Here is a 14,557-nt window from a genome sequence, read left to right as displayed (position 1 = left end):
CACTGATGGCCGCCCGCCCTTCCAGCATGGAGGCAAAATGTCCCCTCAAAATACGACTTCAGCCCGGCGATGAGCTCCCGCCTGATCAGCGCCGCCATCGCAGGCATCGTCGTGACCCTGATGGCCTGTGCTGGCGGCCTCGCCATGGTCGGCGGCGCTGCTGTCAGCAGTGCGTGCACGACGCCCTCAGCCGGCACCGACTTCGACGCCGGGCAGCGCGCCAATGCGGCGCTGATCGCCCAGGTCGGCGCTGACCGGGGCATCCCGGTCCGCGGCCAGATCATCGCGGTCGCCACGGCCTTACAGGAGTCCGGACTGCGCAACCTCAACAGCGGCGACCGCGATTCGGTCGGTCTGTTCCAGCAGCGCCCGAGTCAGGGCTGGGGGAGCCGGTCCCAACTGCGCAACCCGACGTATGCCGCCGGCAGGTTCTACGCCAAGCTCACCACGGTCCCTGGTTGGCAGGCGATGCCGCTGACCCGGGCCGCGCAGGCGGTCCAGCGCTCGGCCTACCCCGACGCGTATGCGAAATGGGAGAACGCCGCGACCGCCCTGGTGCAGTGGGCCGCGAGCAGCAGTGCGGCACCGGTGCGGGCCGCGAGCAACGGCGCGGCACCGGTCTGCTCCGATCTGGCGCTCGGGGAGGCGGACCCGGCCCCGCGTAACGCCGACGGCTCCTGGCCGGCCGAGCGTTGCAGCATCCGCCCCGACCCGACCACAGGAGCCGGCTGCATGACACCCCGCCTGCAGCATCTCGTCCAGCAGACCAATGCGGCCGGGTTCCCGAAGCCGAGCTGCTACCGCCCCGCCAACCACGGCGAACACCCACTGGGCCGTGCGTGCGATTGGATGATGACCACCGGCGGCGCAGCGCTCGGCCCCGAGAAGGCCCAGGGCGACGCGATGGCGGCGTGGGCGGTCACGAACGCCGACCGACTCGGCATCGCGTATGTCATCTGGTTCCGCATGATCTGGACCAAGGCCCGGGGCTGGCACGCCTACACGAACCCCTGGGGCGCCAACAACCCGTCCGGCTGGCACACCAACCACGTCCACATCAGCGTCCGATAGAAATCGGCCATATTGCATCTGATGCGAGATTCGCACCGATGACGTAGATGCCTGACGCCGTGAGGTGCGGGTTCCCGCTACCAACTTTGATCGCGGGCACTGCCCGACGACACGCTCTGCGATCTGCGAAAAGCCCCGGCCCCCGAGTACCCCAGCAGGAGATCTGTTTTAGGGTTCCGTGAGGGCTTGCCGTGCGTAGTGGCTGGTCTTGGCGGTGGCTTGATGGCGTCGTCGGTAGATGGACCAGGCGATGGCGTCGGCGACACGGCGTGCAGGGCTGATGATCAGGGCGTGGAACAGGCGGCGGAGTTCGTTGACTGTGATCGCGATCAGGCCGTGCGGGGTTTCGCTGCTGGCCGTGGTCGCTGCGGCGAGGAACGCGTGGGCGGTGATGACCAGGGTGGTCCAGCGGTGCCAGGCTTTCCAGCGGCGGTGCTGGTGCTGGTCCAGGCCGAGTCCGGTTTTGGTGGCCTGGGTTGGGTGGGCCGCGCAGCGAGGTGCCCTGGTGGGTCCTTTTCCGCGCGGCCTCCCGCCGAACCGGACGTGCGAGTTTCCCCGTATCCGGCTCTCCAGTGACCTATGCCGTGAGCGTGCTGGGTTGTCTCCCCGGGAAAGTCCTAACCCGACGATACAATGGCCGCCGTCCCGTCCGGGCCGGAAGCAAGCATTGAGGAGCACCGCTTGGATCTTATTTCCGACCTGGACTGGGAGTGCTGGGTCCTCTCGGTGCTGCTGGTCGTGGCATGGGCGGTCGGGTGGTGGCGCGGCAGACGCCGCCTCCGGCTGTGGTTCGCTGTGCTTTCCCCGTTGGCCGCTGTTGTCTTCGTGTTCTTCGGGTTGATCGTGCTGCAGTCGGAGGGCACGCCGGGCGAGTCCTGCAGCGGATACCATTGCACGGGTCCGGCGGACCTGTCCGCCCGCATCGGCGATCTCGATGGATTCGGCATGCTGATCGTTGTCAACGGGTTGCTGGCGTTCTCCGCGGCAGTGCCGCTAGCGGTTATCACGGTTGCGGTGGAGACCACGCTTGCCATTCGTCGTCGCGGACGGGCCAAAACTGAGGCGGAAGACTATCGGTCCAATTGAAATCTTCGGCATTGCCGGCGTCGGGGGTCTACCTGCGGGCGGCGTCGAAGGAGCCGATTTTAATCCTGCGTGGCGGTCGGCTTGGACGGGGCGAGGGAAAAGGATGGCGAATTGTGTGGGTGGTGCCGGGGTAGCAGTGCTCCTGGCGGAGATTATTTCAGGGTTTGAGCGGACTGAAGCGGCGTCTTGAGCGGCGTGCGTACGCTGCTACGGGCTTCCTGATGGTGTCTCGTCCTCCTCATGATGGCGCCTCGAAATGTTTATTGGTCGCGCGATGTCGTCGGTAATACATTGGACTGGGCCGATGGCTTAGGCGCAAGGTTGCGTTGACGCGCCGACTTGAACGGCAATACGGGTTTCTGCCGAGACGGCAGAAGCCCGTAGCCATGTCGCAGACTTACGAAATTATTCTGAGGTGAGCAACGAAATGATTCCAGATTAGTGGCCGTTTCAGGGAACGGTAATCCATCCGGAGCAGTTGCCAACGCCGGTCCGACAAATCCGGATCCGCTCGCCCTCATAGTTGGCACCTTGAGTAAATACCACCGTGAGAGTCCCGGTGCACGCCGAATTGCCGATCCAGTTTCCCGAGTAAACCTGCCACCGCGCACAGTGCCCGTCTGAAAGAAGAGGGTCTCGTGCGAACAAATCGTTGCCGCTCGGTGAGACTTCGCCATATGCACCAGTCGTCGAGACGGAAGTGGCAGCTAATGCCGGTGCGGATGTGATGCCCAAGAATAGAAGTGAAAGGGATTAGATTGCCGCGAGGCTTTGCGTGAACTTTTTAATACTCCAGCAGGAGATCCGTTCTGAGCTGCTGTGCCGGTGTGGTTTTGTCCGTGGGACAGCAAGCAGCCACCGCCAAGTCTCAGTGGTTGTGTGGACTACCGAAACCGCGGCGGTGGCTGCCGCTTACAGAGTAGACGCTCAGCGATGGTCGCAGCTGTTCAGCGACCTGATGGACCCGATCGAGGCACGCTTCACCCGGCCCGAACCTCGTCGCCGGGTCCGTGACTTCGTCGCCGGCCTGCTCGCGCCGTTACCGGTCAAGAACTGCTGGACGATCGCCGAACACGCCGGCGACGACGGCCCCGGCGGCATGCAGGACCTGATCGGCCGTGCCAGCTGGGACGACGCACTGGTCCGCGCCGACGTACGAGACTTCGTGACCGCCCGGCTCGGGCATCCCGACGGCGTGCTGCTGGTCGATGAGACCGGTGATCTACCTCAACACCTACGTGCCGATACTGCAGACCAGCTCGCAGGTGGTCGCGTTCCTCTCCGGCCACCTCGGGTTCCCGTTCAGGGCTGCGTCCTCGCGGCTCCAGCCTTCGAGCGGACCGCGCACCCGGCCGTTGATCCGGCGGGTGGCAGGACCCCGGCCCTGCGGTTCGGCGATCCCCGGGTCATGGCCCTGACCGGCGCCCTCTGCCACACCCTGCTCGCCGCGACCGGCTTCACCAATAAGCACCTACGCGTCTTGATCGCCGGGCTGCTCGGCAGCGACTACCGCCCCAACCAGATGACCTACGACCTACGCCGGCTCCGCCTCAGCGGCCTCGTCCGACGGCTACCCCGCAGCAACCGCTACCTGCTGACCCCCGACGGCATCCGCATCGCGATCTTCTACACCAAGGTCTACCACCTGCTCCTCGTCCCACTCACCGCCGTCGACCAGCCCCAGGCCCCACCCGACCTACGCGCCGCGCTGGCCACCATCACCGGGCACGTCGACCAATACGCCATCCGCGCCCGGCTGCCCCGCGCCGCCTGAAACTTGCCTCAATCATGAAGAACTTGGAGACCAAAGATCGCTAGCGTCATCTCGCATCAGATTGGAGGTGTCGTTCGGGTGGTCCACCCGGTGGATATCGACGGTGCGGCACCTCTGGTGCTGACCGACGTGGTCGTGCCGCTGCATCCGGAGGATGCGGTGTTCGACGCGATGCTGCTGGGCTGGCGGCGGCAGCAACGCAGCCGGTTGCTGTCGCCGGCGACTGTGATGCGCTTTTGTCCACACCGCGCGACCGCGATCGCGCAGGCCGGATGAAATCAAGAAAAATAAAAACCCCCATCGAGATTCATGCGACACGTGTGCTGACTCTTTGGGGGCTCATGTACCCGGATCATGCTCCTGGATTTCGCCGGGCGCTTCCGGCGCGCGGTCGCATTAAGAGTTCAAGGCCCCAGGGGGTAATTCTGGAACTTCTCCCCATGCGGAAAAGATGCTTGAATTTATCCGATAGCGACGTGCAAGATCCGTGCTGAAGAATACCAAAATTCCATCGGGGTGATACGTTGGCTTGCCTGATAGATCTAACTCGCCGAGTGCAAGCACGAGGCTACTGCCGGCGCTGACTTCCATGCGCATGCTCCACAGGGCGGCGCTGTCTGCGGGATTGATTTTGTGCCAAACTGGCGAGAAGCCCGTGATGGATTTACTTAGAAATGGCGCCCATTCGGCAATTTTACTTACCGCGCACCATTCCTCCTCGAACGAATTTTGCAAAGGAAGATCCTGAATCTCCAATGCTAGACCCTCGATAAGGTGATCTCGTGCCCATGAGATAGTTAAAGCGTGATTGGTGGTAAAGATTTTGACATCAATATCGACATTGTGAATAGGGCCATGCCACCGCCTGGCGGGATCTGTTGGCACTTCACCGGCAGGACGATACCAGATGTCCCTGATTTTCTCGCCGGAGACCTTCGCCAGGATTTCTTCGATAACCATAGAATTATCCATGGTTACGGGAATTAGTCGAATCATGGATTATACCTAAAAAGTCCGAAGTAACGAAAATCGCCGAGAGCGTCGAAAACTGCGCCCACCCCGTCAGGGCGCACAATCAGGGTACCTCCCGCGAAACCGCCGCCCGTCATCGGCTCCCTGACACTCCTGGAGTTGTTCATGACGTCATCAAGCAACTCTGCGCCCATCTTTTCCATCATCGCGCGACTTGCTTTTCCCGGCGGCCTCGGAAGCTCGCCTCTCTTCATGTGCTTGTCATACTCGAAACCAGCCTGACTGTCGAATTCTGCATCCTTAGTTGTTGGTGGCCTGAGGCCGCTTGCCTGGCTGGGCACCTTAGGTGCAGGTGCTGAATCAATCTCCTGCTGAAGCCTGGTAATGTCATTACTTGCCTTATTGATGCCGTCCGCAGTCATCACAATTCCAGGCGCGGCGACTGCAACGCCGGCTATGATAACGCATGCCATGACGCCGCCGACGACGGTTGGCCCTCCAGCGGTGCTAAGAGCGAGCACTGTGGTGCAGGCCGCCGTCGCGCCGCCCGCACCTATCAATCCGCCGCCTATCGCGATACCGGTTCCAACAAGAATCTCACTCGCGTCAGTAATCAACGCGTGAATTTCCTCGCGATTCTCTTGAAGGAAGTTCAAGAGAGCTTCGGCGCTTTCCTCCAAGGTGGCAAGTAGGCGGTCAATCGCTTCTTTTAATTCTTCGCCGCCAGGCGTATTTGCGGCCGCCTCGGCCAGCTTGAGCAAAGCATTCTTGTATTCCTGAGCATCGTCCCGGGCCTGCTTCCTCGCTTCGCTCCCGCTCACCACGCTCTCGTAGATTTCAATCTCGTCCAGTGCCTCTTGCGCTTCTTGAGCGGCGTGGAGAGCGTGGCCCTCTGCCTTTCGGGCTTCCTCTTCCGCGTGCGTTGCGGCGCTGTCGGCGGTGGTTGCGTGGTCCTTGGCACGGTTGGCAGCGGCCTGAGCTGCGTTCGCATCGGCGGTAGCCCGGTCCGCAGCAGCTTGGGCCGCGGTTGCCTGGCGAGTGGCCTCTTGCGCTGCATTAGTAGCAGCAGTGGCTGCAGTGGTCGCGCGGTCAGCTGCGGCGCGTGCGTTCTTAGCTTCCGTCTCGGCATCTGTGGCCGCGCGACCGGCGACCGCTGCGTCAGCTACTGCCTGGTTCGCGGCCGCACGGGCGGCTTTCGCGTCGGCTTGTGCGACGCGGTCGGTGGCGTCGGCTTGAGCTGCTGCAGCTCGGGCTGCTGCGGCATGCTGGGCTGCCTCGGCGGCCGAACGCTGCGCCTGAGCAGCCGATTTTGCGGCGTCGGCGGCAGAGGTGGCTGCGTTCGCGGCCGAGGTGAATGCGGGACGGACTTGGTCGCCGGCGGCTTGCGCGGCACGGGTTGCCCGGTCAGCCTGTTGAACAGCGTCGGCAGCAGCCGCGTCGGCGACTGTGACTTGGGTGTCACCGAGGTCTTGGGCACGTGCGGCGACCTGGGTGGCAAAGGCGGCGTCGATGTCGGTTGGGGCGAACGGTGCGGCCTGGCCGATGGCAGTGTTAGCGGGGTCCGCGATGCCGGCGGCGGTTTGCCGGGTGGCGTTGGCGGCGCGGGTGGCGATACCTGCTTGCAGGGCCGCGGTGGAGGCTTCGGCGGCGGCTGCGTTTGCCTCATCGGTGGTGCGCTGTGCGGCCAGCATCGCTAGACCGGACTGTGCTAGTGCGTCTTGGGCCTGAGCGGCCGCGGTGCGTGCGGCTTCGGTAGCTCGGGTCTGTTGCGAGGTCGCTTGGGCTGCGGCGGCATCAGCGCGCAGGGCGGCAGCATGGGTGGCAGCGGCTTCAGATTCCGCAGCCGCTGCAGCGCGGTTTGCGTTTGCCGCGGCAGTCTTAGCAATACTGGCCGCCGTCTGGGCGCGAGCGGCGGCGTCTTCGGCCTCGCTTGCCGCTGCGCGGGCGTTGGCTGCAGCCGCGCGTGCCGCACTGGCCGCGGCTCGCGATCGTGCGGCGGCACCATCGGCTTGGATTGCGGCCTGGCGAGCCGCGGTCGCGGCGTCTCCTGCGCTCGTGGCGGCTACCTGCGCGCGGTCGGACGCGGCGCGGGCGTCGTTGGCTTGTGCGCGGGCTGCCGTCGCAGCGGCGTTGGCTTTGTCCTTTTCTGTCCCTGCGGTGTAGCTGGCGGCTACTGCGTCGGCGTGACGGGCTCGCGCCTCGGCGAAGTTCTGCTGGCGGGCGGCAGCTTCGGCTGCGCGCGATTTGTCCGTCGCGGTGGTGTCGGCGGTAGCCGCGGCCTGGTTGGCCTTGGTGGCCAGGCTGTCCTGCGTCTGAGCCTTGGTGCTGGCCGTGGCAGCGGCCGTTTCTTCCCGTTGTGCCGCGACGCGTTTGGCAGCGGCGATGCGGGCCTGCGCGTCAGCCTCGTTCCGCTTCTGCGTCGCGATGTTCTGCTGCTCGACGGCGACCTTGCGATTCTGCTCGGCGACCGCTGCCTGTTGCACCGCGAGGGCGTGTTGCTGCGCCGCTGTCGCTCTTTCCCGCTCGGCGATGACGCGTTGTTCGGCGGCGGTGGTGCGTTCTTGTTCCGCGGTCTGCCGGTATTGCTTGACCTTGGCGGCGTGGGTGAGTGCCTGTTGCAGTGCTGCTTCGGCGTCGGCGCGGGCTTTCTTGCTGCGGGTGGCGGCGTTCGCGGCGGCAGTGGCCTGGACCTTGGCGGCGGCAGCGATCGCTGCCGCCGCCTTCTCATGGTCGCCGGCCGTCTTGTTCCATTGCACGGCATTGGCTGCGTGGACGGTGGCCTTGTCGGCGGCCCCGGTGGCGGCGTCGTCGGCGACGATCGCGTTCACCGCATGTCGTGCTGACTCGGCGGCGCCGGCCGCGGCGTCAGCGGACGCACCCATGGCCTGGACCACGGTGACCCACTGGCTGCCGTAGTCCAGCCCCGTGTCGATCAGGACCTGGGCCTGCGTGGTGGCCTGTACGGCAGCGGTCTGGGCTTGCCGGGCTGCCTCGGTGGTGTAGCCGCTTTGGCGGGCCACCTCCGCGGTCAGCGTGTCGAAGCCGCCCTTGGCTCCGCTGGCACTGTTGGCGGTGAGAAGCTGCTGAGCGGCGCGGGCCGCATTCCCAGCAGCGGTCATCGCGTTGGCGGCGCGTTCCAGCGCCCGGATGCCGTCGCTGTGGGCAATCATGATGAGGCGGCGGGCCTCGGAGGCGCGACGGGCTCGTTGCGCCAGGTCTGTCAGCTCGTCGGCGGCTTTCTGCCGGGCGGCGAGTTGTTCGGCGTAGCTTTCGTAGGCTTCGGCGTCCTTCTGCGCTGCGGTCAGGTAGCCGGTGGTGAGGAACGCGGCGATCGCGGTGTCACCGGCCTGCAGTGCTGCGGCGGCGGCCTTGGCGACCTCGGTGCCGCTGCCGGAGGCGAGCATGGTCACCCGCTGGCGCAGCACCCGCCGTCGTTCGGTTTCCGCGGCGCCGGTGGCCACGTCCTTGGCGGTGGCGACGTCTCGGCCGTAGGCGAGGAATGCTTCCCGGTCGAGAGCCGTGCCCTTCAAGGCCCGCTGGACGGCGGCGTTGAACTCCGTCCCGCCGGCGCCTACCAGCGCGGTGATCGTCGCAATGTTGCGGTTGTCCGTGTCGGTGCGGCGCTGCTTCGCCACCTTGCGGGCCGCGTCGGCACCTCCGCCGAGGAAAGCCATGATCGCGGCAGGAGTTCCGACGTTCAAGGCCTGCTGGGCGCCGGCGCGGACCTCCTCGTCCACGTCGAGGCCCGCCATGTCGGCGACCAGGTCCCGCAGTCGGTTGTCGAAGATGACGCCGTCGTCTGGCTCGGCGTCCAGTGCCTGTTTCCGTGCGTCAGCCAGCAGCAGGTTGGTGGCGGCAGTCAGGTCCGATAGCACCGCGGGAATCGGGGTGGTGTGTACCGGCGCGGCCTGGGCGGGTACGTCCAAGCCGGTGCTGAGCACGGTGGTCACGAGCAGGGCGGTGGCCCATCGACCCAGTCGGGGTCGGCTGTTGCGGCGGCGGGGCGGAAGGTCTATTGCCGGGTGGATGCTGTTCACGGCACCTGTTCTCTGGTGTGCGGGAAGATCGAATGGCGCGCAGAAGGCATGAAGAACTCCTCGCGCGGCGAGGGATCGCCGTCGAGCGGTCTATAGCGCGGTGGTGCGGCCCGGCTAGGGCTGCATTTTCTGTTCGCCCGTCAGTGCCACCTGGTAGAGGTCGACCCAAAAGGTGGTGGGGTGGACGGCGTTGTCGCGAATGGTCGCCCACTGCGACGCTGTTGCCTGCGCTCGATCGGCGACGGCTTGCCAGTTCGGGTTGTCGATCTCGTCGGCGGCGGCTTGCGCGATCTGTTGCCAGTTGGCTGCCTGCGCCGCCGCCGTCTGCTCGGCGACGTCCCAGGTGGTCAGCGCCGGCGCCACTTGTTCGCCGACTAGGTGCCACGCGCGGGCGGCCGCCGTGCGTGCCTGAACCCGCGCCTCGCCGACGGCGGCCTCTGCGGCTATTTCCGCGGCCTTCGCCTCGTCCCGTAGCCGTGTCGCGGTGGCTCGCCACATCATGTCGGTGTTCGCCCACTGCAGCTGCTGGGTTTGCATGTCGAGGCTGGCCGCGGCGGTCCAGTCGTAGGCGAAGAACTCCACCACGTCGGCATCGGTTGCCCCCGCGCGTAACGCGTAGCCGGCGGCCGCGCGCACCTGTGCGCCGGGATCGTTGTCGCGTAGGCGGGCTACGAAGTCGCGGTCAGCCTGCACGAGTGCGGCAGCCTGCGCTCCGGCTTCCTCTCGCGTCGTCCGGTCGCGTTGCATCGCCTCGGCATATCCGGTACGGGCGAAGACCGCGAGGGCAGCAGCTCCGCCGTTCAGCGCGTTCTGCGCAGCGGCGTGCACCTCGGGGGCGTAGGTGGCGGTGTGCGTGGCGAGGATCCGGCGGGCGAAGTCAGCGTTGCGCGCGGCGAGCTGCTCGGAGCGTTCCACCACGTAGGCGAGGCCGGAGTTGAGAAAGCGTGCCACGGTCGCGTCGACATTGCTGCTGGTCAACGCGTTCCAGGCTGCGGTCCGGACCAGCGAGCGAGGATCGTAGTGCGCCAGGTAGTTCACGTACAGCCGGTCAGCTGCGGCCTGGTCGAACCCGGCCGTCGTCGTCTGGACGGTGGACCTCGGTGTCGGTAGCGCCCAGGCCGCTGTCGTCGTGCCGGCCAGCACGGCCGACGTCGCCGCTGCTGCGGTCGCCGTCACCGCCCACCGGGCCCATGATTTTGAGTCCATAGTCCATTCCCCCGTTCATGGCAAGCAGATTAAGGATCGTCTTATCCTGCTTGCCGCTTGCCGCTTGCTCCGCCGCGAACCGGCGGCGAGGCAATTCTGGCCACATTTGCGCAGGTCAACAGGTACGCGAGACCAGCCGTCGGCATGAATGGCAACGACGAAGATGCTGGTGAATCAGGTGGCCGCGGTTACCCTCAGGATCATCTAACACGATGCCTCTTCGACGCACCAGGCCACTCGCGGCCGTGAATGGCTTGCCGCAACCCTGTAGGCTGCGCCCACAGTCCTCGATAGGGAGATAAATCTCCGTAGATGTTGACTGCCCTGTAGTGGTCTGGTTACGGTCGCCGGGCCTACTTTTGAACAGGTTATCCACTATGCGAGTGACTGCCGTCACAAACATTTCGCATCGGCCGGATGAGCTGCTGACCAGGCAAAACAGCAATGACGACGGGGAAATGCATGCACAACACCACGGCGCGGCTCGCCAATCGAGGCTTGGCCGCAGCGGCCTCTACAGCCATTATCATGACGCTGTTCACCGGTCCGGCGCCGGCTTCTGCCGCGCCTACACCCGCAGGGCCATCGTCTTTCGCGGTCGCTAGTATCAATCCGATCGAGGATGACGGTCTGCCCACTTGGGAATGGGAAAAGGTACTCGCTGCCCGCACGATCGACATCGAGCCGGACGAGATTTGGCTTGGCAAAACTGACTGCCTTTTTGTGTTCAAAATTTGGCAGAACGCCGCCAATTTTCCGGTAATTCGTGATGCTGCCGAACTGGTACTGACTGCCGATAGTGAAAATAGCGACGTTGTCTGCCGCGCTTTCATCCGGGTCGGAATTTTTGACGCCAAGAAGGCCGATAACACGAAGAAGATCGCCGAGGAAACCGCCGCCCGGCAGGCACGCGACTTGCGACGGGCCGCCTACGCCGCCGCCGGAGTCGCCATCGACGCTGACGGGCAGATGCTGCTGAAATCGGAACGTGACACGGTCTTCGAAATCTTCACCAAGGCGGCAGGCGCCCGCGTCAAGGCCGCAGCCGACGCTGCTCTCAAGGCTGGCAGCGAGGCTGAACACAGCTTCCTGGCCTCCGGCGTCATGACAGCCGCCGACCAGGACGTACAGGACGCGATCAAGGCGAGCGGAGACCAAAGCGAGGCGACGAAGGCACGCATCGCCCGTGAAGGAGCCTTGCGGGCCGCAGCTGCTGTGCTCGGCGTTGTGGCCGACAGCGGCAAACTCGTCATGAGCGATGACGACTTCATCCGGTGGATCTGGGAAACCGTCGATGCGACGAACCGAATCGAAATCCGGGCCGCCGCCGAACGGGCCTTGCGAAGCAGCGATCACGCCGTCTGGCGGGCGTTCATTGACACCGGTATCCATGCCGCGAACAAAGCTGATCTTGATAGGCAGTTGGCCGAGAAAGAAGCCGCCGACCGCCGGTTGGCTGAGTCGATCAAGGCTCAAGCCGTCACTGACGGGTTCGACAATCTACTGACCGCGGCCACGCAAGCGCTCATCGCCAACCCCAGCGATCTGGACGACTTCGTCCGGATCGGGCAGTACCAGGTCGCCGTCGACGACGCCAACCGGCCCAGCAAAGCATCCTGGGAATGGCGCAACGTCAACTCCGACCAATGCCTGGGCCTCAAGAACGGCAGCACCAGCGACGGCTCCCCCTTGCAGCAGCGCGGCTGTGTCCACGCGGACGACCAGCTGTGGATCGGGATGCGCGTCTACAACTCGGGCGGCCGCTACCGGCTGATCAGCGCCAAGGACCGCACCAAGTGCGTCAGCCTTGCCGACGGCAGCAGCGCCTTCGTCGTCCGCACCTGTGATGGTAAAGCCGACCAGTTCTTCTATTACAAGAAGGTCAGCGACAACTACATCTGGATCAGCGAGCAGGTAAACCGCGCGATCACCATCCAGGGCGCCAGCCGTGACGCTGGCGCACCCGCCATCACCGCTGACGTCAACGACGCCACCAACCAGCAGTGGTTCGGCACAGGCTCACGGCTCAGCTCCGGGCAGCGCCTGGAAGAAGCCCGCGTCCTGCACACGCAGACCGGGATCACCCTGAACCTGCAGCCGGACGGCAACCTGGTGATCTACAAGGGCCCGCGAGCCATCTGGGCCTCCAACACCACCAACGGTGCCCGTTTCCTCAACCAGCCAGACGGCAACCTCGTGATCTATCGGGCTGACAACACGTCCGTCTGGGCCTCCAACACGGCGGGCAACGGCCCTAGCACCCTGCAGCTGCAGGACGACGGCAACCTCGTCCTGTACCGCAACAAGGACAGCAAGGCCATCTGGTCCACCAACGTCTTTGACGTCCCGATCGCCAGCACCCTGAGCGGGAAGTGCATCGACGTCAACGGCTCCACCTTCGAGGCGGGAACCCGGCTGCAGACCTGGACCTGCAACAGCTCGTCCGCCCAGAAGTGGATCGCGCTCGGCGAGACGCTGCTGAGTCTCAACAACAAGTGCGCGGAGGTCGCCGGAGGCTCCAAGGCCAACGGCGCCGTCCTGCAACTCGGAACCTGCAACGGCAGCGGCGGCCAGCGGTTCGTGTTCAACGCCAACGGCAACCTGGTGAATCCTCAGTCCGGCCGGTGCGTCGACATTCCCAACGCCGACCGCGGCGACGGCATCCAGCTGCAGATCCGTGACTGCGTCACCACCGCGGTCAGTCAGAAGTGGCGCCGTCTGTAAGGGTCATCGCTGCAACGAGTGTCGTGCCGGCAGCAGTACCCGCCGGCACGACACTCGTTGCCCGTTGTCACACCCGGCAGCGCCTGCGCATGGTGTACCAAATTCTCAAAAACGAGACCAGGAGACTTCATGGCGCCCGCGGCACACTTGGGTCGACTGGCCGCACACATCGTTCTACCGGTTCTGGGTCTGCTGTTCAACGGCATTCCCGCAGCACCCACCGGCGCCGACCAGGCCTCCGTTGCACCGTCCTACGTTTTCACGTCCGATGACGTCGGGTTCGCCGACGGGGGCGGCCCGGACAACGCTGTCGACCGGATCACGGCCATGGACGAATACCTGGGCGACAAGAAACCCCTGCTGCGCCTCGACCTGTTCTGGGACGACGTCCAGCAGTGCGCTACCTGTGCCCCGGACTGGTCGGATCTCGATCCGCGCGTCGATGCCGCCTACGAACGTGGCGCGCGCGTACTCCTGGTACTTGATTATTCGGCGCCGTGGGCCAACGGCAATCGGAAACCGAGCTATTTCCCCACCGGCGACGACGCTTGGTCCGACATCGTCGACGCCGCCGTGGTGCACTTCGGCCCGAAAGTCCAGGCCTACGAAGTGTGGAACGAACCCAACATCACCCACTTCGGCAACTACGGCGACAACAGCGTCGCCACCCGCGCGGGCCGGTACTGGGAACTGACCCGGATCGCCTACCAACGCGTCAAGGCCCGCTGCCCGCAGTGCACCGTTCTCGCTGGCGGTTCCGCAGGTGGCGACGTCGTCACCACGGGAAGCGCGATGCGCAACGACAATGAGGCCCGCGACTGGCTGGAATGGGCGTACCAGCACGGGATGGGCGGCTACTTCGATGCGGTCGCCTACCATCCCTACCCGGACTGGACGGGCGGGCACCTTCCCTCGTACGCGATAACGCCCTGCACCGCCGGCACCTGGTACCGGTACTGGTCAGGGTTCGGACCTGACGATCCCGACTGCGGTGGCCTGGCCGCGCTGCGCGCGGTCATGGTCAGCCACGGCGACGCGGGCAAGAAGATCTGGGCCACCGAATTCGGCTTTCCCACCACCGGCTCCCGTACGCCGCAATCGGTGGAACGTGTTCGTGACGCCATCGAGGAGGGCGTGCGGATGTGGCGGTCGCGCCCCTACACCGGCCCCATGGTCATCTACTCGTTCCAGGATGCGCCCCGGTCGCACCCGACGTGCCGTGCGGACCCGGCCGACGGGGAATGCCACTTCGGGCTGCGCGACATCAACGGCAATCCCAAGGAGCCGTTGTACACCGACGTGGGTACGGCACTGCGCGGCGATCCCTGCCGAGCAGTACTCAGCCCCGGCCGGTCGCTGTTTCGTGGGGCGGCGCTGTGCTCGGCCGACGGCCGTTACTGGCTCTGGATGCAGGCCGACGGGAACCTGGTCCTCTACCGGATCACCGCTGCCGGCCGCACGCCACTGTGGGTGATGGGTGCCCTGCGCGGATATCGGCTGGTCAACCACGACGGCGGGCTCGTGCTCTACGACCACGCCGACCAGGTGCTCTGGGCGTCCGGCACGGCTGGCAGTCGCGCGAGCACCTTGTGGATGCAAGACGACGGCAACCTTGTGCTGTACCGCGACGAAGATGCCAAGGTGATCTGGGCATCCGGAACTCGCTGACGATCGTCGACCGCCAGCG

Annotated in this window: 8 protein-coding genes and 2 pseudogenes; 6 read left to right on the top strand and 4 right to left on the bottom strand. The window is 65.3% G+C overall.

Annotation, left to right across the window (positions count from 1 at the left end):
- Window positions 1–69 precede the first annotated feature (69 nt).
- Window positions 70–1,071: a VldE C-terminal domain-containing protein gene (locus Apa02nite_RS47015; protein WP_203830952.1), complete on the top strand. Its 1,002-nt coding sequence runs from the start codon at window positions 70–72 to the stop codon at window positions 1,069–1,071.
- A gap of 168 nt (window positions 1,072–1,239) precedes the next feature.
- Here the strand turns inward: Apa02nite_RS47015 and Apa02nite_RS52260 are convergent.
- A pseudogene (locus tag Apa02nite_RS52260) lies at window positions 1,240–1,545 on the bottom strand (IS701 family transposase); the annotation flags it as partial.
- 207 nt (window positions 1,546–1,752) lie between these two features.
- Between Apa02nite_RS52260 and Apa02nite_RS47010 the strand changes: the two are divergent.
- From Apa02nite_RS47010 to Apa02nite_RS47000, 3 genes and pseudogenes are all read left to right on the top strand, one after another.
- A complete protein-coding gene (locus Apa02nite_RS47010) occupies window positions 1,753–2,157 on the top strand; it encodes a hypothetical protein (RefSeq protein WP_203830951.1) in 405 nt (134 codons plus the stop codon).
- 958 nt (window positions 2,158–3,115) lie between these two features.
- Window positions 3,116–3,382, top strand: a pseudogene (locus Apa02nite_RS52520) (transposase); the annotation flags it as partial.
- Between the two features lie 639 nt (window positions 3,383–4,021).
- Window positions 4,022–4,207 carry a hypothetical protein gene (locus tag Apa02nite_RS47000; RefSeq protein WP_203830950.1) on the top strand — a complete coding sequence of 62 codons (186 nt, stop codon included), beginning with the start codon at window positions 4,022–4,024 and terminating at the stop codon, window positions 4,205–4,207.
- Between the two features lie 120 nt (window positions 4,208–4,327).
- Here Apa02nite_RS47000 and Apa02nite_RS46995 read toward each other — a convergent pair whose 3' ends face one another.
- The 3 genes from Apa02nite_RS46995 to Apa02nite_RS46985 all read right to left on the bottom strand — a co-directional run bounded on the left by Apa02nite_RS46995 (window position 4,328) and on the right by Apa02nite_RS46985 (window position 10,116).
- Window positions 4,328–4,891, bottom strand: coding sequence for a hypothetical protein (locus tag Apa02nite_RS46995; RefSeq protein ID WP_203830949.1), 564 nt, complete (start codon window positions 4,889–4,891; stop codon window positions 4,328–4,330).
- A 32-nt stretch (window positions 4,892–4,923) separates the two neighbouring features.
- On the bottom strand, window positions 4,924–8,853 hold the full coding sequence (locus tag Apa02nite_RS46990) for a hypothetical protein (protein WP_203830948.1): 3,930 nt from the start codon (window positions 8,851–8,853) through the stop codon (window positions 4,924–4,926).
- A 201-nt stretch (window positions 8,854–9,054) separates the two neighbouring features.
- Window positions 9,055–10,116, bottom strand: a complete 1,062-nt coding sequence (locus tag Apa02nite_RS46985; protein ID WP_203830947.1) for a hypothetical protein — start codon at window positions 10,114–10,116, stop codon at window positions 9,055–9,057.
- Window positions 10,117–10,674: 558 nt separating this feature from the next.
- On the opposite strand from Apa02nite_RS46985, the gene Apa02nite_RS46980 reads away from it, so the two are divergent.
- The gene (locus Apa02nite_RS46980; protein ID WP_203830946.1) at window positions 10,675–12,870 is read left to right on the top strand and encodes a ricin-type beta-trefoil lectin domain protein; all 2,196 of its coding nucleotides are present in this window, start codon (window positions 10,675–10,677) and stop codon (window positions 12,868–12,870) included.
- 129 nt (window positions 12,871–12,999) lie between these two features.
- Window positions 13,000–14,538 carry a hypothetical protein gene (locus tag Apa02nite_RS46975; protein ID WP_203830945.1) on the top strand — a complete coding sequence of 513 codons (1,539 nt, stop codon included), beginning with the start codon at window positions 13,000–13,002 and terminating at the stop codon, window positions 14,536–14,538.
- Window positions 14,539–14,557 lie beyond the last annotated feature (19 nt).

Origin of the sequence: Actinoplanes palleronii, assembly GCF_016862315.1 — a bacterium.
Taxonomy (GTDB): Bacteria; Actinomycetota; Actinomycetes; order Mycobacteriales; family Micromonosporaceae; genus Actinoplanes; species Actinoplanes palleronii.
The sequence above is the reverse complement of the archived record's forward strand: the minus strand, read 5'-3'. Positions and strand labels throughout refer to the sequence as shown.

Excerpts from the sequence above, each read along its gene's own strand:
- Apa02nite_RS47015 (WP_203830952.1), top strand. The coding sequence starts at position 70 with ATGAGCTCCCGCCTGATCAGCGCCGCCATCGCAGGCATCGTCGTGACC.
- Apa02nite_RS46975 (WP_203830945.1), top strand. The coding sequence starts at position 13,000 with ATGGCGCCCGCGGCACACTTGGGTCGACTGGCCGCACACATCGTTCTA.
- Apa02nite_RS46980 (WP_203830946.1), top strand. The coding sequence starts at position 10,675 with ATGACGCTGTTCACCGGTCCGGCGCCGGCTTCTGCCGCGCCTACACCC.
- Apa02nite_RS46995 (WP_203830949.1), bottom strand. The coding sequence starts at position 4,891 with ATGGTTATCGAAGAAATCCTGGCGAAGGTCTCCGGCGAGAAAATCAGG.